Annotated in this window: 23 protein-coding genes and 1 tRNA gene; 9 read left to right on the top strand and 15 right to left on the bottom strand. The window is 70.6% G+C overall.

Annotation, left to right across the window (positions count from 1 at the left end; all coding sequences use genetic code 11):
- Positions 1-19: 19 nt before the first annotated feature.
- Complete coding sequence (locus tag ABZS51_RS00515; RefSeq protein ID WP_355434232.1) at positions 20-1921, bottom strand: nitrate- and nitrite sensing domain-containing protein; 1902 nt, start codon at positions 1919-1921, stop codon at positions 20-22.
- Between the two features lie 153 nt (positions 1922-2074).
- Positions 2075-2617 carry a hypothetical protein gene (locus ABZS51_RS00510; RefSeq protein ID WP_355434229.1) on the bottom strand — a complete coding sequence of 181 codons (543 nt, stop codon included), beginning with the start codon at positions 2615-2617 and terminating at the stop codon, positions 2075-2077.
- A 106-nt stretch (positions 2618-2723) separates the two neighbouring features.
- Here ABZS51_RS00510 and ABZS51_RS00505 point away from each other — a divergent pair, with 106 nt between their 5' ends.
- Entirely contained in the window at positions 2724-3251 is a 528-nt protein-coding gene (locus tag ABZS51_RS00505) for a DUF6886 family protein (protein WP_355434226.1), read from the top strand.
- Here ABZS51_RS00505 and ABZS51_RS00500 read toward each other — a convergent pair.
- The 3 genes from ABZS51_RS00500 to ABZS51_RS00490 form a co-directional block, all read right to left on the bottom strand.
- Positions 3217-4218: a 2-dehydropantoate 2-reductase N-terminal domain-containing protein gene (locus ABZS51_RS00500; protein WP_355434223.1), complete on the bottom strand. Its 1002-nt coding sequence runs from the start codon at positions 4216-4218 to the stop codon at positions 3217-3219. The genes ABZS51_RS00505 and ABZS51_RS00500 overlap by 35 nt on opposite strands.
- Before the next feature lie 61 nt (positions 4219-4279).
- Entirely contained in the window at positions 4280-5005 is a 726-nt protein-coding gene (locus ABZS51_RS00495; RefSeq protein ID WP_310707356.1) for a glycosyltransferase family 2 protein, read from the bottom strand.
- A gap of 176 nt (positions 5006-5181) precedes the next feature.
- Positions 5182-5640 carry a DUF2000 domain-containing protein gene (locus tag ABZS51_RS00490; RefSeq protein ID WP_310707355.1) on the bottom strand — a complete coding sequence of 153 codons (459 nt, stop codon included), beginning with the start codon at positions 5638-5640 and terminating at the stop codon, positions 5182-5184.
- Positions 5641-5753: 113 nt separating this feature from the next.
- Here ABZS51_RS00490 and ABZS51_RS00485 point away from each other — a divergent pair, with 113 nt between their 5' ends.
- Positions 5754-6254, top strand: a complete 501-nt coding sequence (locus ABZS51_RS00485; protein ID WP_355434220.1) for an Lrp/AsnC family transcriptional regulator — start codon at positions 5754-5756, stop codon at positions 6252-6254.
- Positions 6255-6285: 31 nt separating this feature from the next.
- On the opposite strand, the gene ABZS51_RS00480 is transcribed toward ABZS51_RS00485, so the two are convergent.
- The 3 genes from ABZS51_RS00480 to ABZS51_RS00470 are packed head-to-tail and all read right to left on the bottom strand — an operon-like array spanning position 6286 to position 8808.
- A complete protein-coding gene (locus ABZS51_RS00480) occupies positions 6286-6810 on the bottom strand; it encodes an AAA family ATPase (RefSeq protein WP_355434218.1) in 525 nt (174 codons plus the stop codon).
- A complete protein-coding gene (locus ABZS51_RS00475) occupies positions 6807-7997 on the bottom strand; it encodes a SpoIIE family protein phosphatase (protein WP_355434216.1) in 1191 nt (396 codons plus the stop codon). The genes ABZS51_RS00480 and ABZS51_RS00475 overlap by 4 nt, the downstream gene beginning before the upstream one ends.
- A gap of 19 nt (positions 7998-8016) precedes the next feature.
- Positions 8017-8808 (bottom strand): alpha/beta hydrolase, encoded by a 792-nt coding sequence (locus ABZS51_RS00470; RefSeq protein ID WP_355434213.1) that lies wholly within the window; start codon positions 8806-8808, stop codon positions 8017-8019.
- Between the two features lie 167 nt (positions 8809-8975).
- On the opposite strand from ABZS51_RS00470, the gene ABZS51_RS00465 reads away from it, so the two are divergent.
- A complete protein-coding gene (locus ABZS51_RS00465; RefSeq protein ID WP_355434210.1) occupies positions 8976-9350 on the top strand; it encodes a hypothetical protein in 375 nt (124 codons plus the stop codon).
- Positions 9351-9617: 267 nt separating this feature from the next.
- Here the strand turns inward: ABZS51_RS00465 and ABZS51_RS00460 are convergent, their stop codons facing one another.
- The 3 genes from ABZS51_RS00460 to ABZS51_RS00450 all read right to left on the bottom strand — a co-directional run bounded on the left by ABZS51_RS00460 (position 9618) and on the right by ABZS51_RS00450 (position 13027).
- Positions 9618-11582, bottom strand: a complete 1965-nt coding sequence (locus ABZS51_RS00460) for a right-handed parallel beta-helix repeat-containing protein (protein WP_355434207.1) — start codon at positions 11580-11582, stop codon at positions 9618-9620.
- A 416-nt stretch (positions 11583-11998) separates the two neighbouring features.
- Positions 11999-12072 (bottom strand) — tRNA-Pro (locus ABZS51_RS00455).
- 91 nt (positions 12073-12163) lie between these two features.
- Positions 12164-13027 (bottom strand): metallophosphoesterase, encoded by an 864-nt coding sequence (locus ABZS51_RS00450; protein ID WP_310707532.1) that lies wholly within the window; start codon positions 13025-13027, stop codon positions 12164-12166.
- Between the two features lie 89 nt (positions 13028-13116).
- Here ABZS51_RS00450 and ABZS51_RS00445 point away from each other — a divergent pair, with 89 nt between their 5' ends.
- On the top strand, positions 13117-13572 hold the full coding sequence (locus ABZS51_RS00445; RefSeq protein WP_310707343.1) for a GatB/YqeY domain-containing protein: 456 nt from the start codon (positions 13117-13119) through the stop codon (positions 13570-13572).
- A gap of 172 nt (positions 13573-13744) precedes the next feature.
- Here ABZS51_RS00445 and ABZS51_RS00440 read toward each other — a convergent pair whose 3' ends face one another.
- Positions 13745-15994, bottom strand: a complete 2250-nt coding sequence (locus ABZS51_RS00440; RefSeq protein WP_355434204.1) for a transglycosylase domain-containing protein — start codon at positions 15992-15994, stop codon at positions 13745-13747.
- Positions 15995-16272: 278 nt separating this feature from the next.
- On the opposite strand from ABZS51_RS00440, the gene ABZS51_RS00435 reads away from it, so the two are divergent.
- Entirely contained in the window at positions 16273-16569 is a 297-nt protein-coding gene (locus tag ABZS51_RS00435) for a WhiB family transcriptional regulator (RefSeq protein WP_148036282.1), read from the top strand.
- 39 nt (positions 16570-16608) lie between these two features.
- On the opposite strand, the gene ABZS51_RS00430 is transcribed toward ABZS51_RS00435, so the two are convergent.
- Positions 16609-17757 (bottom strand): ArsA family ATPase, encoded by a 1149-nt coding sequence (locus ABZS51_RS00430; protein ID WP_355434201.1) that lies wholly within the window; start codon positions 17755-17757, stop codon positions 16609-16611.
- A complete protein-coding gene (locus ABZS51_RS00425) occupies positions 17754-18755 on the bottom strand; it encodes an ArsA-related P-loop ATPase (RefSeq protein ID WP_355434199.1) in 1002 nt (333 codons plus the stop codon). Before ABZS51_RS00425 ends, ABZS51_RS00430 begins: the two co-directional genes overlap by 4 nt.
- Before the next feature lie 127 nt (positions 18756-18882).
- Here ABZS51_RS00425 and ABZS51_RS00420 point away from each other — a divergent pair, with 127 nt between their 5' ends.
- The 4 genes from ABZS51_RS00420 to ABZS51_RS00405 all read left to right on the top strand — a co-directional run bounded on the left by ABZS51_RS00420 (position 18883) and on the right by ABZS51_RS00405 (position 21194).
- On the top strand, positions 18883-19038 hold the full coding sequence (locus ABZS51_RS00420; protein WP_217708645.1) for a DUF4177 domain-containing protein: 156 nt from the start codon (positions 18883-18885) through the stop codon (positions 19036-19038).
- On the top strand, positions 19035-19493 hold the full coding sequence (locus ABZS51_RS00415) for a RidA family protein (RefSeq protein ID WP_310707339.1): 459 nt from the start codon (positions 19035-19037) through the stop codon (positions 19491-19493). Before ABZS51_RS00420 ends, ABZS51_RS00415 begins: the two co-directional genes overlap by 4 nt.
- A 74-nt stretch (positions 19494-19567) precedes the next feature.
- Positions 19568-20380, top strand: coding sequence for an NUDIX hydrolase (locus tag ABZS51_RS00410; protein ID WP_355434196.1), 813 nt, complete (start codon positions 19568-19570; stop codon positions 20378-20380).
- 22 nt (positions 20381-20402) lie between these two features.
- Entirely contained in the window at positions 20403-21194 is a 792-nt protein-coding gene (locus ABZS51_RS00405) for an MBL fold metallo-hydrolase (RefSeq protein ID WP_355434192.1), read from the top strand.
- Here ABZS51_RS00405 and ABZS51_RS00400 read toward each other — a convergent pair.
- Positions 21176-21907: a Crp/Fnr family transcriptional regulator gene (locus ABZS51_RS00400; protein ID WP_310707336.1), complete on the bottom strand. Its 732-nt coding sequence runs from the start codon at positions 21905-21907 to the stop codon at positions 21176-21178. The two genes, ABZS51_RS00405 and ABZS51_RS00400, sit on opposite strands and share 19 nt — an antisense overlap.
- Positions 21908-21916: the final 9 nt, after the last annotated feature.

Raw genomic sequence — 21916 nt, 5'->3', positions numbered from 1 at the left:
CGTGACGTCCGGGGCCGGATCAGTGGTCGGCCATGGCCGGCCGGCCGGACAGGATCGACGCGGGCAGCGCGACCATCGCGGTCAGCCCCCCGTACGGTGAGGCCCCGAGCCTGACCCGGATGCCCTGCCGGGCCGCCAGCCGGCTCACGACGAACAGCCCGAGCCGGTCGCTCTGCGCCAGGTCGAACTCCGGCACCTCCTCCAGCCGGGCGTTCAGCTGGTCCAGCTCGGCGCGCGCGAGCCCGAGCCCGCGGTCCTCGATCTCGACCGTGACCCCGTGCGGAGTGATCGTGGAGCGGACGTCCACGCGCGTCTGCGGCGGCGAGAACAGCGTGGCGTTCTCCACCAGCTCGGCCACCAGGTGCGCGACGTCGGTGACCGCGCCGCCCAGCACGGAGACCTGCGGCGGCTGCAGCACCTCCACCCGCGGGTACTCCTCCACCTCGGCCACGGCGGCCCGCAGCACGTCCATGAGCGGGACCGGGTTGCGCCAGCCGCGCCCCGGCGCCTGGTCCGACAGGATGATGAGGCTTTCGGCGTGCCTGCGCATGCGGGTCGTGAGGTGGTCCAGCTTGAACAGGTCGGCCAGGATCTCCGGCTGCTCCGTGTGGCGTTCCATGCTGTCGAGCTGGATGAGCTGGCGGTGCAGCAGCGTCTGGTTGCGCCGGGCCAGGTTGACGAACACGTGGCTGACGCCGTGCCGCAGCCGCGCCTGGTCCACGGCCGCCTCGACGGCGGTGCGCTGCACGCTGTTGAACGCCGTGACGATGTCCCGCACCTCCGCCGTCTCCGCCTTGACCTCCAGCGGCGCCAGCTCCTCGGGCGTGGGATCGCCGCCGCCGGCGCGCAGCCGCTTGACCAGTCCGGCGAGCCGCACCTCGGCCAGCTCCGTCGCCGCGTCACGCAGGCCGGCCAGCTCCTCGCCCAGCCGGCGGCGGAAGCGCAGCGAGAGCAGGATCGAGGCGACGACCGCGAGCAGGCCCGCGCCGCCCGCCACGCCGATCTTGGTGAGGATGCCGTTGGCAGCGGGCGTGACGCGCCGCACGAAGCCCTGCACGGCCTGGGAGTGGTCGCGCTCGGTCGCGGCCCACAGGTTGGCGCCGTCGACGGGCCACGTGGCCGCCGAGGCGGGCAGCCCGTTCGTCGCGGCCTGCCCGCGGATGGCGTCCTCCGCCTGCACGAACTCCTGGTACGCGGGGGAGGCCACCAGCTTGTCGTACGGCCCGCGCAGCTTCCCGTCGAGGTGGGAGAGCGCCTCGGTGTAGAGGAGGCGGCGGGTGGCGACCATGCCGATGAACGCCTCACGCTCGGCCTTGGTGATCCGGCCCCGCGCCAGCACCACGACGATGACCGCGCGCTCCCGGGACAGGATGTCCTTGGCCTCGCCGAGCATGGTCACGGCCCTGGCCTGCCGGTAGAGCGACTGCTCGGGCACCAGCACCATGGCGTCGAGCATGCGGAAAGCGGCGTCCACGATCCGGCTGTAGCCGTCGATCACCTGGAGCGGCGCGGCGTCCGAGCCGTCGACCCTGCGGCGCAGCTTGTCCAGCTTGCCGAGCTCGCCGTACAGGCCGGTGAGCTGGGTGGCCATCTGCGGGGACAGGCCGCGCTCACGGCCGGCGAGCTGCCGGAACGTGGCCACGGTCCGGTCGGTGAGCGCCCGCTGGGTGGTCAGGCGCTGGCGGCCCTGCCTGCTGGTGAGGTACTCCACCGAGGCCAGGCGCTCGTTCTGGAGCTGCACGTTGATCTGCTCGGCGGGGTCGGACAGGTTCGTGACCAGCTCGTTGATCTGGAGGAGGCGCAGCCCGTCGCCGCCGGTCAGCGACGCGGCGAACGCCCACAGGCCCACGAGCGAGGTGAGCGGGACGAGCAGCAGGACCAGGAGCTTGAGCGCGATGGGACGGCCACGTGTGGGGGGCATGCGACCTCCGGAGGCATGGTGAGATCGCCTCGCAGAGTACACCTCTTTGGGGGGATTTCTCCGGCCGCACAGCGTCGGGCCGTGGCGGGGCGTCCTGGACGCCGCACCACGGCCCGTCGTGTCCTTCGAGGCACTCGGCTTCGAGGGGCCCGGTCAGGGCATCCTGTCCTCGCGGCCGCGCGCCACCAGGCGGTCGCCAGGCATGCGCGCGTGGGCGGGGCCGTGTGCCCGCGCCTCCGTGTACGCCGGCTCCCGGCCCGCGCCGTCGCGGCGGAAGGGAGCGGTGTCGCGGTCCTCTTCGTCCCGCTCCACCGCCCGGTCGCCGGCGGCACGGTCGGTGGCGGCACGGTCGGCGCTCGCGCGCTCGGCGGCGACGCGGTCCTCGGCGGCGCGCTCGGTCTCCAGCCGGCGCTCCAGCTCCCGCTTCTCGTCCTCCAGCCGGGCGACCCGGTCGGAGGTCTGCGCACGGGCGCTGCGCATCTGCCGGCGCTTGCGCGCGGACCTGCGCGTGCCCGCCACCATCAGCGCGATGCCCAGGAGCAGCACCGCGGCGGTGACGGCTCCGGCCACGAACATCTGGAAATGGTCGGGCTCTAACGTGTAACCGAACAAGATGTACCTGGACGTCTCCTCGGTGGCCACCAGGATGACGGCACCACCGGCGAGCAGGACCAGGACCAGCCCAAGAAAGGTCATCCGAACTCACCCCTTGTCGTCTGAGCGAGTCTCCCCCTGCCCACAAGCGGCCCCGGTATTCCGCGCAGACCCGATCCGGCAGGGGTTCCAGGCCATGATGGCGTTCATGAGACCCGAGCCAGGACAGGTGCTGCACTTCTCCGAGGACCCGGCCATCGAGCGGTTCGTGCCGCACGTCGCGCCGACGTCGGCGCTCTCCGAGCCGTACGTGTGGGCGGTCGGTCCCGAGCGCTGCCCCGACTACTGGTTCCCGCGCCAGTGCCCCCGCGCGATGGCCTGGCGCGTCCCGGACACCACCGACGCCGACGCCGAGCGCGTCATCGGCGCCGGCTGCGGCGACCGGGTCCACGCCGTCGAGTACGGCTGGCTGCGCGCGATCATGGAGACGAGCCTGTACGCGTACCGGCTGCCGGCCGAGCCGTTCGCGCCCATCGGCGATCCGCCCCACGCCGTGGTCGCGCGGGTGCCGGTGGAGCCCCTGGGCCCTCCTGAGCCCGTGGGCGACCTCCTGGAGCTGCACGAGCGGGCCGGGATCCAGCTCCGCGTCCTCGACCGGCTCTGGCCGTTCTGGGACGAGGTGACGTCCAGCACGCTCGGGTTCAGCGGGATACGGCTGCGGAACGCTCGTCGATGAGGGCGGTCAGGCGCTCGACCGGCATCGACCCGGGCGGGAGCTTCTCGCGCGCGTAGCGGCCGCTTTCGAGCTGGAGCACCTCGTTGACCGGAGTGGGCACGCCGTGGTCGCGGCCGAGCAGGACGATCTCGCCGTTGAGGTAGTCGGTCTCGATGGAGCCGCTGGAGCGGGCGAGGCTCTGCCAGGACGAGCCGCCGCCGCGGGTGACCCCGTCGATGGGCAGCAGGTCGACCAGGTGGCCGCGCAGCTCGCGCTCCTCCTCCTGGCCGCTGAAGGGGATGCCCGCCTCCTTCAGCACCGCGGCGCCCTCGGCGCGGGCCCGCTCGTACACCGCGTCGGCGCCGGGCCGGTGACCGCACAGAGCCTCGACGGCGTTGCCGAGGTTGCCGATCAGCTTGCCGTACTTCCAGCGCATCACGTCGGTCTGGGCCAGGGCGACGAGGCCGCCCTTGGTCAGGTCGGCGACCATCTGGCGGGTCAGGTCGTCCACACCCTGGTCGTCCACACCCTGGTCGTCCACAGCCTGGGGATAGCGGCCCACGTGCAGGAGGCCCGAGTGGGGATGGCCGTAGGCGGCGACCGTGCCGGGCTCCAGGTGCAGGGCGGGCAGCCACACGCACATGCCGTAGACGCGCTCGAACCTGCGCAGCACGGTCCGCTCGTTCTCGACGCCGTTCTGGGCGCAGACCACCGGCAGGTGCCGCGGCCAGGGGTCCAGCGCGGCGACCGTGTCCTGCGACTTGGTCGCGACGACCAGCACGTCGTCGTCGCGGGTGGGAACGGGGCCGTCGGCGGCGGGTATGGGGAGGGTCTCGTCGGACTGGGGCGTGATCAGGCGCAGCCCGCCCGTCCTGAGCGCCTCGTAGTGGCGGCCCCGCGCGATCAGCAGCACCTCGTGGCCGCCCTGGAAGAGGCGGGCCCCGATGGTGCCGCCGACCGCTCCCGCTCCTATGACGATGTAACGCATGCGTTCGAGGATGTCACCCTCGTCACGGCCGGCGCCACCGGCCCCGTCGCGCTCGGCGACGCTACTTCGCGAGCGCCACCTGGGTCCGGGGAGTGGCCGCGCCGCGGAAGCGCTCACGCACGATCGTCCTGAGCACCCGCCAGCCGTCGCGCACGGCGTGCAGGTTGCTCTCGCCGTGGATGCGGCTGCGCTCGTGGCTGGGGACCTCGGCGATGGCCAGGCCGGCCTGGGCGGCGCGGACGTTCATGAGCGTCTCGATCTCGAAACCGTCGCAGTCGAGCGCCATCGCGTCCAGGTGCCGGGCCCAGAAGGCGTTGTAGCCGTAGCACAGGTCGGTGTAGCGGGTGCCGTACAGCCAGTTGGTCAGCCCGGTCAGCGCCCGGTTGCCCAGGGAGCGCAGCGGGCTGATGTCGTCGGAGCCGCCGCCCGGGGCGTACCGGGAGCCCTTGGCGAAGTCGGCCCCGTCCTCCAGTGCGGCGACGAAGGAGAAGATCTCCCGGCCGTCGGTGGAGCCGTCAGCGTCGATCATGACGATGATGTCGCCGCCGGCCGCGGCGAAGCCTTCGATCAGGGCGTTGCCCTTGCCCCGCCCGGTCTGGGTGACCACCCGGAGGTCGGGGCGCAGCCGACGGGCCACGGCGACGGTGTCGTCGCTGGAGTTGCCGTCGACGAGGACGACCTCGTCGATCCAGGCGGGCAGGGTCGCGAACACGTGTGGCAGGTTGTCGGCCTCGTTCATCGCGGGGACGACGACGGTGACGCTGGCGGTGAATGGCCCCTTGTTCATGCCTAGACCGTGCAACCCGGCACATGCAAGCCGCTTGACTTCGCCTTGCAGAGATCATGGTAATCCCTGCTTCATCAGGGCGTGTTCATCATCCTGTGACCTGGTGACACACTCGCGGCGCAGGGGTTGCGGGGCCTTGTCCAACGACCTTGACTTCGCCTGTCGAATGTGCGCCTCTAGCGAAGCAGGGGCAGCCGGCCGGTCAGGCGCTCCACGTCCGCGCGCGGCCCGAGCAGGCTCACGGCGTAGTACGACAGCTCCTCGGCCCCGGTGCGGGCCAGCTCCGCGAGGTAGTCGTCGTAGACGTTGGTCCGCTGCGCGATGGCGGCCATGTCCGCGACCACCACGCCGGCCGTCCGGGCGGCCTCGTCCCTGACGGACCGGACGATCGCGGACGGCGCGGCCAGCACCGTGCACCCCGTCCACGGCAGCCCGGCGTGCGGCTGGCCGGAGGCGTCCGCGCCGCCCGAGCCCAGGATCGACGGCACGGCCTGGCTCGTGGACGCGGCCAGGCACGCCGCGGCGTTGGCCTGGAGCCCGCGGGGCAGGTCGCGGTCCATCACGATGACCCACTTGACCGGGAGCTCCCTGGTCGGCAGGTCGGGACGGCGGTCGAGGTCGGCCAGCGCGGTCATGAACGATCCTTTCTCCGAACTTGTGGAGCGACCATCACAGATACTCCGCTGACGTGACAACACGACTACGCTGTTTCCGAAGGAAGTTCGGAAATTCGTCAGGGAGCGCGTACGTGGACGAACTTGATACGGCCATCCTCGCCGAGCTCCAGCGCGACGGCCGCCAGACCAACAGGGAGCTGGCCGAGCGCATCGGCATCGCCCCCTCGACCTGCCTGGAGCGCGTACGGTCACTGCGCGCGAACGGGGTGATCGAGGGCTTCCACGCCGAGGTCAACCTGGCGGCGATCGGCCGCCCGGTCCAGGCGCTGATCAACGTCCGGCTGCACCCGAAGATCCGCGAGGCGGTCGAGGGATTCCGCGAGTACATAGCGGCGCTGCCCGAGACGCTCGCGGTGTTCGTGGTGTCGGGCGGCGACGACTTCATCATCCAGGTGGCCGTACGCGACACCGGGCACCTGCGGGACTTCGTCCTCGACCACGTGTCGCGGCACCGCAACATCGCCGACGTGCGTACCTCGCTCGTCTACGACCACATCCGCAAGACGTCGATGGAGGTCCTGCCGCCGGACGGCCCGAGCAAGCACCCACGCACGGGCCGCAGATCCCGCTGAGCCCCCACGCCCGCCGCCCGCCCGGGCCGGCTCAGATCAGGGCCTCGTCCCGGCGGGCCAGGATCTCGTCCACCGTCTCGGCCGGCGTCTGGCTCGACGTGTCCAGCCAGAGGCCGATGCGCGGTGTGCCGTTCCGCAGCGCGTCGTCCAGGGCGGCGACCGTCCACGCGCCGTACCCGGTCTTGGGCCGGCCCTCCTCCCGCCGCTCGACCGCGGCCGGGTCGGGCGCGAGCACGACCACCCGCAGCGGCCGGCCGCCGACCAGCGACACGAAGTGGGTCAGGTCCTCGCCCAGCACCACGTCCTGGACGATCGCGGTGAACCCCTCGTCGGCGTACAGGTCGGCCGCCGCGGCCGCGAGGCGGTACCTCAGGCGGAGCTGGCGCGCCGCCTCGCCGGCGTCGTCCGGCGTCATGTCGGCGCGGCCGTTGACGATCATGCGCCGGAACAGGTCGCCGCGGACGTGGACGGACCGCGGCAGCCGCTCCGCCAGCGCCTGCGCGACCGTCGACTTGCCCGCGGCCATGATGCCGGTGATCAGCACGACGCCCTTCACGGGGCCGTCGATTCCTGCGGGGCCTCCAGCGCCTCCGGCACCTTCAGCGCCTCCGGCACCTTCAGCGCCACGATGGCGACGTCGTCGCTGAGCACGCCGGACTGGAACGAGGACACCTCGTGCAGGAGCCGCCCGGCCATGTCCGAGGCGCTCTCGTCCCGCGATTCGACCAGCACCCGCTCCAGCCGCTCGTCGCCGAACAGCTCGTCGTCGCGCCGCGCCTCGACGACGCCGTCGGTGAAGAACACGACGCTCTCTCCGGGAAGGACCTCCACGGTGACGTCGCTCAGCCGCAGCTTCCGCAGCATGCCGAGCAGCGTGCCGGGGTTGCCGATCCGCGACGGGCCCTTCCCCGTGAGGTGGACCGGTTGCGGATGCCCGCCCAGGCTCAGCGTGAGCAGGCAGCCCCCGCCGGGCGAGGGCGACACCTGGGCGTACACGGCCGTGACGAAGCGGTCGGTCCGCTCCTTCACCACCGCCCGGTGCAGCGAGGCCAGGACCGCCGACGGGCTGGCCTCGCGGGCGGGCGCGGCGCGCAGGGTGTAGCGGGCCAGGCTGGTGACCACCGCGGCGGCCACGCCCTTGCCGGACACGTCCCCGATGACCAGCGCCCAGCCGTCGCGGGTCTCGTACATGTCGTAGAAGTCGCCGCCCACCTCCTCACCGAGGCCGGCGGGTGCGTAGACGCCCGCCAGCTCGATGCCGTCGATCTGCGGCAGGGTGGGCGGCACGAAGCTGGCCTGCAGGACGCCGGCCAGCTCGCGGGCCTCCTTCTCCGACTGCTCGGCCCGCTGCCGGGCGAGCAGCAGCTCGCGCTCGTAGCCACGCCGGTCCGTGGCGGCGAAGACGCACACCCAGATCTCCCGCGGCCCGGGCGGCTCGCCCTTCATGACGGCGTTGAGCAGAACGGGCAGCCGGTCGCCGGCCGCGCCACGGAAGTCGACGGCGATCTCATGGGCCGAGGACTGGAGGGCGAGCAGAGGGGCGAAGTGCGTCTCGTAGAAGATCCGGTCGCCGACCACGAGCAGTTCCTGGAGGCGAACCCGGTCCACCAGGTCCTCGGCGCGGTGGCCGGTCATGGTGAGGAAGGTCCGGTTCGCCCGGCGGATCACACCGTCGGCGTCGGTCACGAGGAACCCGCACGGCGCGTCCTCGAACAGCTCCTCGAAGCTGCTCGTCAGGTCCACGGGGACCCCGCCCGCCGCGTCACAGGAAGCCCTTGATCGCCGCGATCGTCTCCTCGGGTGCGCTGAGGTTCGGGCAGTGTCCGGTGGCGCGCATGAGGACCAGCTCGCTGCCGGGGATCGCCGCGTGGACGTACCGGCCGACGACCTCCGGTGCGATCACGTCGTTCGAGCACTGCAGGACGAGGGACCGCGTCCGGCACTTCTCCAGGTCGGCGCGGTTGTCGGACAGGAACGTCACCTGGGCGAACCGCTTGGCGATCTCCGGGTCCGTCCGGCAGAAGCTGTTGGTCAGCTCCTCGCCGAGCTCCGGCCGGTCCGGGTTGCCCATGATGACCGGCGCCATCTGGCTGGACCAGCCGAGGTAGTTGCTGTCGAGCGACTCCAGCAGCTCCTCGATGTCCTGGGCGCTGAAGCCGCCGACGTAGCCGCCCTCGTCCACGTAACGGGGCGAGGGGCCGATGAGCACCAGGTTCGCGAAGCGGTCCGGCTCGGCGTTGGCGGCGAGCACGCCGATGAGGGCGCTCACTGAGTGGCCCACGAAGCTCACCTCCGTGAGGTCCAGCTCGTGGCAGATGTCGAGAACGTCCTGCGCGTACCCGTGGAGGCTGGAGTAGCGCTCGGGGGTGTAGGCCGACAGGTCGGACCGCCCCGCGCCGACGTAGTCGAACACCACGACCTTGTACGCGTCCTCGAAGGCGGGCGCGACGAGGCGCCACATGTTCAGGTCGCAACCGAAGCCGTGGGCGAACACGAGCGGCTTGCCGTCCAGCCGGCCGGAAACTCTGACGTTGTTGCGCACCAGAACGCTCATGATTACTGAGCATAGGCCATCAAAAACGCCCAAATAGCTGCACGTAATGGCAAAGCGCGCACCTAGGGACCGCGTTATACAAGGGGAGGATCGGCTGCCTTGACACCTGACCGCGGCGGCGCTTGGGTGATGGCGGGACTCACCCACGTGTGCATGACGGAGGCGGCGTGTATTCGACCGAGAACCTCACCATGCCCGGCACGGTGCGGGCCGCTCGGACGATCATATGCATTCAGCTTGTCATCACCGTCCTCCTGAACGTCATCCTGTTCCTGACGCTCGCTGTCCACGGAATACTGCTGGTCGTCTTCTTCTTCGAGCTCGGCGCGTCCGTGCTCATCGGCTTGGTGGTAATCAAGATGCGGAGTCGTGCCCGGTGGGTGCGATGGCTGGGCGGGGTGATCGAGATCGCGCTTGTGGCCAATGCCGTTGTGGGGCTGTCCGGCGGGCCGAACGCCGGAGCCTTGGCCGGTCTCGCACTGGCGGTGGCGGCCATCGCTCTCCTGCTGACCCCCTCCAGCGCGGCATGGTTCAACGCCTGAGGCGCATTACGACGACGGTGGCCCGGCTTGCTGCGGTCGGTCCTGCCTTCCTCGGCCTGGTCACCACCGAGGCCTGCTGAAAGAGCCTCCTGAAACGACGAGATCCCGCCCGATCACCAAGATCAGACGGGATCCCGTCAACTTCGGTCCAGCCGGCTCAAGAACGGCCCGCTTCGGGGGTGGCGGGATGTGAAAGAACCGTTCTTTCGCGAGTAGCGTGCCCGGAAGGCGGACGGAGCGCCGTCACCGGGCTCATGTTCTTCAGGCCTACTGCTTGAGCGCCCCGGGACGGATCGCCACATCATCGATCTGGAACGCCGGCCCGGGGGCGCTCGCGTTCCAGACGAAGGTCCAGTCGACGCGGGTCGTGCCCGCGGGCGCGGTGAACGTGCCGGCCGCTTCGGTCCAGGCGGTCTTCCGGGCCAGGGAGATGGGGTCCGTACGCAGCACCGTGCCGGACTCGTCGCGCCACCGCACGTTCCACGTGACGGCAGGCATGGTCGCCACGGCCTCCCGGTACCACAGCGACACCTTGTAGCTCGTACCGGCGACCACACCGCTGTATCCGGGGTAGTTGTCGAGCGCCACCGCGCTGCCGGACGCCTGGGCGCTGGTCATCTGCAGCGAGCCGGTGCCACCATGCGCGCCGCCGCTCTGGTGCGCCACACTGGCCCCGTACCACGCGGAGTAGGGCGAGGTCGTCGAGCCGGACTCGAAGTCCTGCTCGGTGATCGCCGGCGGGACGGGCGCGCCGCCGTCGAACGTGCTGCCGGCGTCCTGGCCGTACTGGGGGCCGGCCCACTGTCCGGGCGAGATGCGATTGCCCATGTCGCTGACCCTGAACTGCCACGGTCCCGTGTAGGTGTTGTCGTGCCAGGAGTTGTGCGACCCGTACACGATCGACTGCTGGATCACGGAGCCCTTGTACGGGGACCAGTCCGGGTACGTGCCCCAGTTGGACAGCAGGGCCATGTGCCCGCAGTACTGCGTCGGGCAGCCGCCGTTGACGGCGCTGGGGTTGAAGGCGAACGTGTTGTGGTGAACGTCGACGTTCTTCGTCCACCAGCGGCAGTCGGTCTTGAGCGGCTCGTTGTTGATGGCAGGAGCCGAGCACTGTGAGGTGTTGGTCGGCCCGACGATCAGCGTGCAGTCGCCGGTCGTCGAGGCCGGGCTGTTGCAGAACCGGTCGGCGTTCGCCCACGCGGTGATCCCGCCCCAGTTGTTCTCGAGCAGGTTTCCGGTAATCTCGATCTTGCTGGTCCGCGCCGGCACGCGGGGCTCACCATCCGCCTCGGACAGGTAGATCGCCGCTTCGGGGAACGGGTCGCCCTTCGTTGCCCGCTCGGCGCCGGAGGCCACGGCGTTGCCGCGGATGGTGTTGTTCCGGATCACGGCGTTGTAACTGATCTCGTAGAAGATCGCCAGTGACTCGTTGTCCTCGATGAGGTTGTTCTCGATGAGGAAGTCGTTGTTGTTGGTGTCCGCCCAGACCCCGGGCCCGTGGTTGCCGTGGACCCAGTTGCCGGTCACGTCGGCACCGTTCACCGCCCAGAACTTCATGCCACCGGTACACCCGCACCCAGGCTTCTGGTGCTCCCAGTCCCCGGTGTTGTTGCCGGTGAACTCGTTGTCCGCCACAACCAGGCCGGTGATGGTGTTGCCGGCCTTGTACGCGTTCAGGCCGTACTGCCCGTTGTCCTTCAAGCAGTTGCCACGAATCTTGTTCGTGGCCCCGGCCATCAGCCCCGCGCCGGAGTTGTCGCGGATCGTGTTGTGCTCCACGACCCAGCCGTCGCCGGAGTCATGGTTGACCGCACCCTCGTCGTGCGGCGGGATGAACCCGGTGATGGTCAGGTACCGGATCGTGACGCCGGTCGCCTTCGCACCGCCGAACGCGTACTTGTTCAGCCCCTTCCCGTCCAGTACCGCGCCGGGCGCGCCGATGAACGTCGCGCCGTCGCCGGGCAGGATCTGGGCGTACTCGCCGGTGCCCAGCGTGTGCGTGCCGGTCTGGAAGTAGTACGTGGTGTTCGCCTTGCGTAAGTCCACGCCGCTGTTGTCGCCCGCGGGGACCACGACCGCGCCGGCGGGCGGTGTGGTCGGGCCGTTCAGCGACGAGCTGCCGCAGACCGCTGCCTTTGCCGTCGTCGAACCGGTTGCCCGATCGACCGCGTCGCCACTCGCCGGCGTCGCGCCGCCCATGACGACAGTGGCGAGGGCCACCAACGCCACTGGCCAAGTTCTTCGCATGCCTGTTCTCCTCCAGCTTTTGACCCGGCCTCGGCCGCACTCGACCCTCGGCCGCCGCCACTGTAGCCAGGGGCCGCGCGCACCCTCAAGATCAACTACTGAGAGAGACCGCAGGGCTACCGGACGGGGCCGGGTACGCCATGGCCTTCCAACCGGCCGCCGACATCCGGGCACCGGTCTTGCTGCACGTCCCCGCTGCCTCCGCCGATGAGGAGGCTCTCCAGTGACCACCTCGACGCCGGACAGTGTCCGGCGGCAGCGGAGGACATGGCCTTCGCGCTGCTCAGGATCCTTCTGCGGATCAGTCCGCAGTTGGTCACGCAGGAAGGTTGGTCACGCAGAAAACAGAGAAGGCCACTTCCGATCTTCGGAAGTGGCCTTTCACCTGTGGCACTGTGTCGGGGTGGCGGGATTTGAACCCACGACCTCTTCGTCCCGAACGAAGCGCGCTGCCAAGCTGCGCTACACCCCGGTGCACACCGTCTTGCGCGTGCTTGGGAAAGTCTAGCGGACTTCGCGGGTGCTTGTGACGCCGTCGCCGCCGGAGCCCCGTGGGCGGTGGGTCAGCGGCGCGGGACGAGGGTGAGCAGGGACGCCTCCGGGAAGCAGGCGAAGCGGGCCGGGGCGTACGGCGAGGTGCCCAGACCGGCCGAGACGTGCAGCCAGGCCGAGTCGTGCCGGCTCAGGCCCTTGACGCGGGCCCGGTCGATGCCGCAGTTGGTGACCAGCGCGCCGTAGAAGGGGACGCAGAGCTGGCCGCCGTGCGTGTGGCCGGCCAGCAGGAGCTGATAGCCGTCGGCGGCGAAGCGGGTCATGTTGCGCGGCTCCGGCGAGTGCATGACGCCGAGCCGCAGGTCGGCGTCGGCCGGGGCCGGGCCCGCCACCCGGTCGTACCGGTCGAGGTCGATGTGGGAGTCGTGGATGCCCGCCACCGCCACGTCGAGGTCGCCGACCTTGATCCGGGCCGTGGTGTTGTTCATGTCGAGCCAGCCCTCGGCGGCCATGCCGGCGCCCAGCTCCTCCCACGGCAGCGACGGGATGTGCTGCCTGCGGTCGTTCTTGGAGGTGCGCCACAGGTAGCGGACCGGGTTCTTCGGCTTCGGGGCGTACAGGTCGTTGGAGCCGTAGACGAACAGGCCCGGGCGCGACAGCAGCGGCTCCAGGGCGTGCAGCAGCGAGGGGACCGCGTCGGGGTGGGCGATCGAGTCGCCGGTGTTGACGACGAGGTCCGGCTCCAGCGACCCGAGCGAGCGCACCCAGTTGATGAGCATGTCGCGGCGCGGCGTCAGGTGGAGGTCGGACAGGTGGAGAATGCGCACCGGTCGCCGGCCGCGCTCCAGGACCGGCACGTCGAAGCGGCGCAGCCGGAACCAGTTGCGCTCGACGACGGAGGCGTAACCCAGCCCGGCCAGGCCGAGACCGAGCATGGACAGGGGCACAGCGACGGCTTTCCTCACGTACTCATGATGCCCGACAACGGGCACGTGCTGTCCGGCCAGACGGCAAGATGGACGTCATGAGCGCATTGAAGGACAAGCTGAAGGCCGATCTGACGGCCTCGTTGAAGAGCCGGGACGAGGTACGTCTCCGGACGGTTCGGATGGCCCTGGCCGCGGTGAACGTCGAGGAGGTCGCCGGCAAGGAGGCCAGGGAGCTCTCCGACGATGAGGTCGTCAAGGTGCTGACCAAGGAGGCCAAGAAGCGGCGCGAGGCGGCGGAGGCGTTCCGCGGCGCGGGGCGGGACGAGCAGGCCGACGCCGAGCTGGCCGAGATGGCGGTGCTGGAGGAGTACCTGCCCGCACAGCTCACCGACGAGGAGCTCCAGGCGCTCGTCGCGGAGGCCGTCGCGGAGACGGGCGCGGCCGGTCCGCAGGCGATGGGGCAGGTCATGAAGGCGGTCAACCCGAAGGTCGCCGGGCGGGCCGAGGGCGGCCGCGTGGCCGCCGCGGTCCGCGCCCGCCTGGCCCAGTAGCGCCGACTCAACAGCGCCGACTCAACAGCGCCGACTCAACAGCGCCGACTCAACAGCGCCGACTCAACAGCGTCGGCCCAGTGGCGCCGGCTCAGTGGCGGGCGGGCCGGGTGACGGGAGAGGCCTCCGCGCGGGAGCGGAGGCCTCAGGTGAGATCAGTGTGGCGCCGAGGTCAGCGTCCGCGCCTCAGCTGGTCCTCGGTGATGGTGATCGGGCCCGTCGTCGTGTCGGCCGGGGCGGTCTCGCCGCCGCGGCCCCGCCGCCGGCCGTTGCCCTGGTCGCCCTGGTCGTCGGGGTTGCCGAACTGGTCGCGCAGCTGGTCGAGGACGTCCGGCGGCCCCTCGTCCCGCTTCTTCTTCGGCTTGGGTGCGCAGTTCTCACCGCAGCCGCCGAAGCGCTCCTGGTTGACCGGGTTGAAGTCGGCGGCCTCCACGCCCTTGAGCGCCCCCAGCATGGCCGTCTTCCAGATGCGGCCGGAGATCGTCGCGCCGTACACGTAGGAGTAGTACCGCCCGCCGATGGTGACGCCGATCAGCTTGTGCTTGAACGCGCCGCGCAGGTCGCCGAGGCTGACCGCGCTGGCCAGGTTCGGCGTGTAGCCGGCGAACCAGGCGGCGGTGTAGTCGTCGGTGGTGCCGGTCTTGCCGGCGGCGTCACGGCCGATGCCGCCGACCTCCTGCATCGTGCCCTTGGTGAACACGCCCGACAGGATGCCGCTGACGGCGTCGGCGACCTCCGGGTCCATGACCTTCGAGCACTTCGGCTTGAACTGCTTGACCTTGCCGTACCGGTCGGTGATCTCGGTGATGGCGAGCGGCTTGCAGTACTGGCCGCGGGAGGCGAAGACGGCGTAGCTGTTGGCCACCGTGACCGGGTCGACCTCGTTGATGCCGAGGGTGAAGGTCTCGTACTCGCCCAGCTTGCCGCCGTCGGCGCGCTTGAGGCCGAGCCGCTTGGCCAGCTCGACCACCTTGCACAGGCCGACCCGCTCCTCCAGCTTCATGAAGAACGTGTTGACCGAGCCCCAGGTGCCGGTCTGCAGGGTCTTGAAGCCGCCGCCGCCCTCGCTGGAGTTGTGCACCTCGTGGCTGGGGTCGCCGACCCGGTTGCCCTTGCAGTCGCGGAACGAGCCGAAGCTGGGAGCGCTGTAGCCGGCCGGCGACGGGAAGCCGTCGCCGTACTTGTAGCCCTCCTCCAGGGCCGTGGCCAGCGTGTACGCCTTGGCGGTCGAGCCCTGCTGGAAGCCGACGCCGCCGCCGTGCTTGGCGTCGGCGACGATGTTGTAGCTGACCTCGTTCTTCTTCTTGTTCCCGCCGAACTTGCGGGAGGCGGCCATGGCCTTGATCTCGCCCGTGCCCGGCACGATCATCGCCTGGGAGGCGGCGGGCTTGTCCTTGGTGCTGACGTACTGCTTGATCGCCTTCTCGGCGGCCGCCTGCATCTTCGGATCGATCGTGGTCTTGATCTTGAGGCCGCCGCGCTGGAGCAGCTTCAGACGCTCCTGCGGGGTCTTGCCGAAGCTCTCGTTGTTCAGGATCTCGTTCTGGACGTAGAGGCAGAAGTACGGGTACTTGCTCTCCTCGCAGCCGCCCGGTGCCGCGACGCCCTTGTAGCCGAGCTTCTTGGTCTTGGCCTCAGCCGCCTCCTGCGGCGTGATCTTGCCGAGCTGGGCCATCCGGTCGAGCACCGTGTTGCGCCGGTCGATGAGCGCCTTCTGGGCCTTCTTGCCGACGCTCGGGTCGGTGCGCGCCGGGTTCTGCACGGCGCCGGCCAGGGTGGCGGCCTGGACGAGGTTGAGCTCGGAGGCGGGCTTGTCGAAGAACCTCCTGGCCGCGGCCTGGACGCCGTGAGCGCCGGCGCCGAAGTACGCGATGTTGAGGTACTTCTCCAGAATCTGGTTCTTGGAGTACTTCTTCTCCATCGCCATCGCGTAGCGCAGCTCGTTGAGCTTGCGCGACACGGTCGGGGCGATGGCCGCCTGCTGCTCTTCGGGCGTCTCGGCCGCGTTGACCAGCACCTGCTTGACGTACTGCTGGGTGATCGACGATCCGCCCTGGGTGACGCCGCCGGTCGTCATGTTCTTGACCAGCGCGCGCGCCGTGCCCTCGACGTCGATCGGGCCGTGCTGGTAGAAGCGGAAGTCCTCGATCGAGATCAGCGCCGTCTGCATGATCGGCGCGACCTTGTCCAGGGTCACCGACTGGCGGTTCTCGAAGTAGAACTGGGCGATCTGCTTGCCGTTGGTGTCGTGCAGGGTGGTGCGCTCGGGCAGCGGAGGCTCTTCGAGATTCTCCGGCTTGAGGTTGATCTCCTTCATCGCCGTGTTCGCGGTGACGCCCGCGCCACCTACCGCCGGCAGCGCGATGGCTGCCGTCAGCACGCCCGCGGCCGCACCGGCGGCTATCAGGCGCACGATGTTCACGAACGGCGAGGAATGATCTTTACCCTGAGCTTGCACAGCATCCAGGGTACGTCGAAAGGGTGACCTTATCGGTAACTCGGCACCATTTCGCCTTGACTGACGGGGGTGACTAGTCATTCCCGGTCAACGGGGCGGCGAGAAATTGGTCCTCTGGGGTCTGTCGGCCCGAACGTCTCGTTGCGTACGTTCTCCTCTGCGGCAACTGAATACGGAGGCTCGGCGCCCGCGCCCGTCGGCCCCAAATGACGACTGACCACCTAAGGGGAGTGGGGTCGAAAATGTGGATCACGGATTGGACCTCCCGTGCCGCCTGTCGTGGTGCGGACCCGGACGCGCTGTTCGTCCAGGGTGCCGCCCAGAACAGGGCCAAGCTGATCTGCCGAGGATGCCCGGTCCGTACCGAATGCCTCGCCGATGCGCTGGACAACCGCATCGAGTTCGGGGTGTGGGGCGGTATGACCGAGCGGGAACGCCGGGCACTGCTACGGCGACGGCCTGACGTGGACTCGTGGCGAGAGCTGCTCGAGTCCGCCAAGGAAGAGTACGAACGCACCAATGAGCTGATCGCGGGCTGAGCTGCCCGGAGTACGGCCGGCGTACCACGCCGGCCGTACTCATGCGCTCGCCAGGAGCTCTCCGATCTGGCGCAGACCCGTGAGATCGTGGACGTCCTCGGACATGGCGCGGACCTGGACGACCGGCACCGTGGGATGCGCGGAGACGAAGTGCTCCCGCTCCCGGTGCTCGCGGGCCACGAGTTGCATCCTGCCGGTGTGCAGCCGCAGTACGGCGGCGGTCAGCTCGTGCTCGCCACGCGAATCCAGGTCCTCGGCCGCGGCGGCGCTGCGGGCCGCTGACAGGCCGTTCTCGGGCGTGTCGTGGACCCGGTTCACCACCAGGCCGGCGAGGGGCATGCGCTCCTCGGCGAGCCGCTCCACGAAGTACGACGCCTCGCGCATCGCGTCCCGCTCGGGCGTCGCCACCACCAGGAACGCGGTGCCGGGCGCCTGCAGCAGCTTGTACGTCAGCTCGGCGCGCTGCCGGAAGCCGCCGAAGACGGCGTCGAGCGCCGAGACGAACGTCTGCAGGTCCTTGAGCACCTGCGCGCCGAGCAGCTTGGTCATGGCCCCGGCCACCAGCCCGAACCCGGCGTTGAGCAGCTTGAACGCGCTGCGCCCGCCGGCCTTGGCCGGTGCGGTCAGCAGCCGGATGAACCTGCCGTCGAGGAACCTGCCGAGCCGTTCGGGCGCGTCCAGGAAGTCGAGCGCGGAGCGGGACGGCGGCGTGTCCACGATGATCAGGTCCCACTCGTCGGAGCGGCGGAGCTGACCGAGCTTCTCCATCGCCATGTACTCCTGCGTGCCGGAGAAGCTGGACGACAGCGACTGGTAGAAGGGGTTGGACAGGATCTGCCGGGCGCGCTCCGGGTCGGCGTGCGCCTCGATGATCTCGTCGAACGTCCGCTTCATGTCGAGCATCATGGCGTAGAGCTGGCCGCCGCCCTCGGGCGAGCTGACCAGCCGGGGCGTGTTGTCCAGCTCGGTGAGCCCCATCGACTGGGCGAGCCGCCTGGCCGGGTCGACCGTGAGCACGACCGCGCACCGGCCGCGCTCGGCGGCGCGCAGCCCTAGAGCGGCGGCCGTGGTGGTCTTGCCCACGCCGCCGGCGCCGCAGCAGACGATGATCCGGGTGCCGGGATCGTCGATGATCGCGTCGATGTCGAGGGGGGCGGGCTTCGCCGGGCCCCTCTTCACGTCCTTCACGCTGCTCCCTGGGTGCGGATGCTCTCGGCCAGCTCGTACAGGCCGGCCAGGTCGACGCCGTCGGCGAGCAGCGGCAGGTCGTAGCTCGGCAGCGCCACCTCGGCCAGCGACGCGCGCTCGTCGTGTTCGAGCGCGGCGCGGCGGGCGTACTCGACGACCTCGTCGGCCAGGGCCTCGGCCACGGACGCGGCGTCGGTCCCGTCGGCCAGCCCGGCCGCCTTGAGGCCCAGCGCCAGCTCGGCGACGTCGAACCTGCCCTTGACAGCCTTGTCAAGGGCGGTCCGGGGGAGCTGGGACTCCTGCACCATGTTGATGAAGACGCCCCCGGCGGGCAGGCCGGCCTCCCGCAGCTCGGCGACGCCGTCGAGCGTCTCCTGCACGGGCATCTCCTCCAGCAGGGTGACGAAGTGGACCGCCGTCTCCGGGGACTTCACGACACCGCTGACCAGGTCGGAGTGGTTCTTGATCGGCCCGACCTTGGCCAGGCCCGCCACCTCCTGGGTGACGTTCAGGAAGCGGGTGATGCGGCCCGTCGGCGGGGCGTCCAGCACGACCGCGTCGTACACCCGCTTGCCGTTCTTCCCGCGCCTGCGCACGGCCTCGGTGGTCTTGCCCGTGACGAGCACGTCGCGGAAGCCGGGGGCGACGGTGGTGGCGAAGTCGACGACGCCCATCTTGGTCAGCGCCCGGCCGGCCCGGCGCATCCCGTAGAACATCTCCATGTATTCGAGCATGGCCTCCTCGGGGTCGACGGACAGCGCGTAGACGTCGCCCCCCGAGGGGGCGACGGCGATCTTGCGCTCCTCGTACGGCAGGGGCGGCAGATCGAAGATCTGCGCGATGCCCTGACGGCCCTCGACCTCGACCAGCAGCACCTTACGGCCACCGGAGGCGAGGGCGAGAGCGAGGGCCGCGGCGACCGTGGTCTTGCCGGTGCCGCCCTTGCCGGTGACGACGTGCAGCCGCACGCCGTCCCAATCGGTGTCCCGAGACTCCACGATTCGAGGCTACCGAACGGTCACTTGCGGCCAGCCCACGACCACCGTTTGAGATTGCTCACACTGCGGTGCGCCGCGTTCAGCGGTGCACCACAAGCTGCGGTTCTCAGCGCTTACGCTGACCCCCATGAAGAAATGGGAGTACCTCACCGCGCCGGTGCTGATCCACAACACCAAGATGATCCTGGACAACTTCGGCGCCGACGGCTGGGAGCTGGTCCAGATCGTGCAGGGTGCCTCGCCGGAGCAGCTCGTCGCCTACTTCAAGAGGGAGAAGCAGTGACCCCGGAGCAGAAGATCGTCGATCTCGGGCTGACGTTGCCCGAGGTGGTGCCGCCGCTGGCCGCGTACGTGCCGGCCGTGCGCACCGGTGACCTCGTCTACACCTCGGGTCAGGTGCCCATGGTCGAGGGCAAGCTGGCGCGCACCGGCAAGCTGGGTGCGGAGCTGACCGTGGACGAGGGCCGGGAGATGGCCCGGATCTGCGCGCTCAACGCGCTGGCCGCGCTGAAGTCCGAGGTGGGCGAGCTGGCGTCGGTCGTCCGCGTCGTGAAGGCGGTCGTGTTCGTGGCCAGTGACCCGGGGTTCACCGAGCAGCCGCAGGTGGCCAACGGCGCGAGCGAGCTGCTGGCCGAGGTGCTCGGCGACGCGGGCAGGCACGCGCGCAGCGCTGTGGGTGTGGCGTCGCTGCCGCTGGACGCGCCGGTCGAGGTGGAGCTGATCGCCGAGGTCTCCTGACACCCGTGGATCGCCACAGACCTCCCGAATACGGATATGTCACGATGACCGAGTGATGTTCTGAAGGAGGTCATGTGACTGGTCTTCCGCTTCCGAGCGACCTCGCCGCCCGTGCCAGGGACGTCCTGTCGGGTCGCGTCGCCCCCGCGCCGGCGCGCGACTCCGCCACCGTGGTCGTCCTGCGCGAGGGACGGGAGGGCACCGAGGTCTACCTGCTGCGGCGGAAGTCCACGATGGCCTTCGCGGCGGGCGCGCACGTCTTCCCCGGCGGCACCGTCGACCCGCGCGACACCGACCAGGCCGTCGCCTGGGCCGGGCCGTCCACCGCGGAGTGGGGGCGGCTGCTCGGCGCCGACGAGGCGGTCGCGCGGGGGCTGGTGTGCGCGGCCGTACGGGAGACGTTCGAGGAGTGCGGGGTGCTGCTGGCCGGGCCCGACGAGGGCTCCGTGGTCGCCGACACCACCGGCGACGACTGGGAGGCCGACCGGCTCGCGCTCGTGGACCGGAGTCTGGCCTTCGCCGATTTCCTGGCCCGGCGCGGCCTGGTGCTCCGGTCCGACCTGCTCAAGCCGTGGGCGCACTGGATCACCCCGGAGATCGAGCCGCGGCGCTTCGACACCCGGTTCTTCGTCGCCGTGCTCCCCGAGGGGCAGCACGCGCGCGACGTGGGCGGCGAGGCGGACCACGCCACGTGGCGGCGCCCGGACGAGGCCCTCGACCTGGCCCGCAGCGGGGCGATCTTCCTCATGCCGCCCACGTACCGCACGCTGAGCGAGCTGGCCGCCCACGACGGCGTCGACGCCGTGCTGGCCGCCCCGCGCGAGATCGTCACGATCATGCCGCGGGTCGTGGACGTCGGCGGCGAGCTGCGGCTGGTGGTCGCGTGAGCGGCCTGCGGCTGGTGATCGCGTGAGCGGCCTGCGCATCCCGATCGGCACGCCCGACGGCTCCCGCACCGAGCACGCCCAGAACCTGCTCGCGCCCAACCCGTCGGCCATGACCCTCGACGGCACCAACACGTGGGTCGTCGGCGGCCCCGACGAGGTGATCGTCGTGGACCCGGGCCCGGACGACGAAGGCCACCTGAGCCGGGTGCGGGAGAGCCTGGGGGAGCGCCGGGTCAGCGAGATCCTGCTCACCCACGGCCACGTCGACCACAGCGGCGGCGCCAGGAGCTTCAGCGCCATGGTGGGCGCCCCCGTACGGGCCCTGGACCCGCGGCACCGGCTGGGCGGCGAGGGGCTGGCCGACGGCGACGTGGTGAGCGCGGGGGGCGTGGAGCTCCACGTGTACGGCACGCCGGGGCACTCGTTCGACTCGCTCTGCTTCTGGCTGCCGGCCGACCGGGCGATGCTGACCGGCGACACCGTGCTCGGAAGGGGCACCACCGTCATCGCCCAGGACGGCGGCCTGGCCGACTACCTGCGCAGCCTCGACCGGCTCAGGGCGGCCGCCGAGCGCCTGGAGGCACAAGCGCTGCTGCCCGGCCACGGCCCGGTGCTGCCCGACCCGATCGCGGCGCTCGACGGCTACCTCGCGCACCGGCGGCAGCGGCTCGACCAGATCAGGGCGGCGATGGCGCAGGGCGCGCGCACGCCGCGCGACATCGTCACGATCGTGTACGCGGACGTGGACCGGTCGCTCTGGCCCGCCGCCGAGATGTCGGTACGGGCCCAGCTCGACTACCTGGAGCGGTTGTAGAGCCGGTCCATGTCGAGGATGACCACGGCCTTGGCCTCGATGCGCAGCCAGCCGCGCTGCGCGAAGTCGGCCAGGGCCTTGTTGACGGTCTCGCGGGAGGCGCCGACGAGCTGGGCCAGCTCCTCCTGGGTGAGGTCGTGGTGGACGCGCAGGCCGTCCTCGGCCTTGGTGCCGAACCGCTCGGCGAGGTCGAGCAGCTGCTTGGCCACCCGGCCGGGCACATCGGTGAACACCAGGTCGGCCAGCACGTCGTTGGTACGGCGCAGCCGCTGGGCGAGGGCGCGCAGCAGGTGGAGCGCCACCTCCGGCCGGCCGGTCAGCCAGGGCCGCAGGTCGTCGTGGCCGAGCCCGGCCAGCCGCACGTCGGTCAGGGCGGTGGCGCTGGCCGTCCGCGGGCGGGGGTCGAACAGCGACAGCTCCCCGAACATCTCGCTGGGGCCGAGCACGCTCAGCAGGTTCTCGCGGCCGTCCGGGGACTGGCGCGAGAGCTTGATCTTGCCTTCGAGCACGACGTAGAGCCGGTCACCCGTCTCGCCCTCGTGGAAGAGCGTCTGTCCCTTCGACAGCTGGACCTCGGTGATGCTCGTCCGCAGCGCCGCTGCGCTCTCGCGGTCGAGCGCGGCGAACAGGGGGGCCTTGCCCAGCACATCTTCGGTGTTCACTCTGCCTCCTCTGCTGCCATTGTGACGCACCCCACTGAAGGCGCCGCACATAGGCTAGGG

The sequence above is a fragment of the Nonomuraea sp. NPDC005501 genome (assembly GCF_040605905.1).
Taxonomy (GTDB): domain Bacteria; phylum Actinomycetota; class Actinomycetes; order Streptosporangiales; family Streptosporangiaceae; genus Nonomuraea.
This window is presented reverse-complemented; position numbering and strand designations above follow the sequence as displayed.

Bases quoted from the DNA above. Each gene is read 5' to 3' on its own strand.
- ABZS51_RS00515 (WP_355434232.1), bottom strand. From the start codon at position 1,921: ATGCCCCCCACACGTGGCCGTCCCATCGCGCTCAAGCTCCTGGTCCTG.
- ABZS51_RS00510 (WP_355434229.1), bottom strand. From the start codon at position 2,617: ATGACCTTTCTTGGGCTGGTCCTGGTCCTGCTCGCCGGTGGTGCCGTC.
- ABZS51_RS00505 (WP_355434226.1), top strand. From the start codon at position 2,724: ATGAGACCCGAGCCAGGACAGGTGCTGCACTTCTCCGAGGACCCGGCC.
- ABZS51_RS00500 (WP_355434223.1), bottom strand. From the start codon at position 4,218: ATGCGTTACATCGTCATAGGAGCGGGAGCGGTCGGCGGCACCATCGGG.
- ABZS51_RS00495 (WP_310707356.1), bottom strand. From the start codon at position 5,005: ATGAACAAGGGGCCATTCACCGCCAGCGTCACCGTCGTCGTCCCCGCG.
- ABZS51_RS00490 (WP_310707355.1), bottom strand. From the start codon at position 5,640: ATGACCGCGCTGGCCGACCTCGACCGCCGTCCCGACCTGCCGACCAGG.
- ABZS51_RS00470 (WP_355434213.1), bottom strand. From the start codon at position 8,808: ATGAGCGTTCTGGTGCGCAACAACGTCAGAGTTTCCGGCCGGCTGGAC.
- ABZS51_RS00450 (WP_310707532.1), bottom strand. From the start codon at position 13,027: ATGCTCGGTCTCGGCCTGGCCGGGCTGGGTTACGCCTCCGTCGTCGAG.
- ABZS51_RS00445 (WP_310707343.1), top strand. From the start codon at position 13,117: ATGAGCGCATTGAAGGACAAGCTGAAGGCCGATCTGACGGCCTCGTTG.
- ABZS51_RS00435 (WP_148036282.1), top strand. From the start codon at position 16,273: ATGTGGATCACGGATTGGACCTCCCGTGCCGCCTGTCGTGGTGCGGAC.
- ABZS51_RS00420 (WP_217708645.1), top strand. From the start codon at position 18,883: ATGAAGAAATGGGAGTACCTCACCGCGCCGGTGCTGATCCACAACACC.
- ABZS51_RS00400 (WP_310707336.1), bottom strand. From the start codon at position 21,907: ATGTGCGGCGCCTTCAGTGGGGTGCGTCACAATGGCAGCAGAGGAGGC.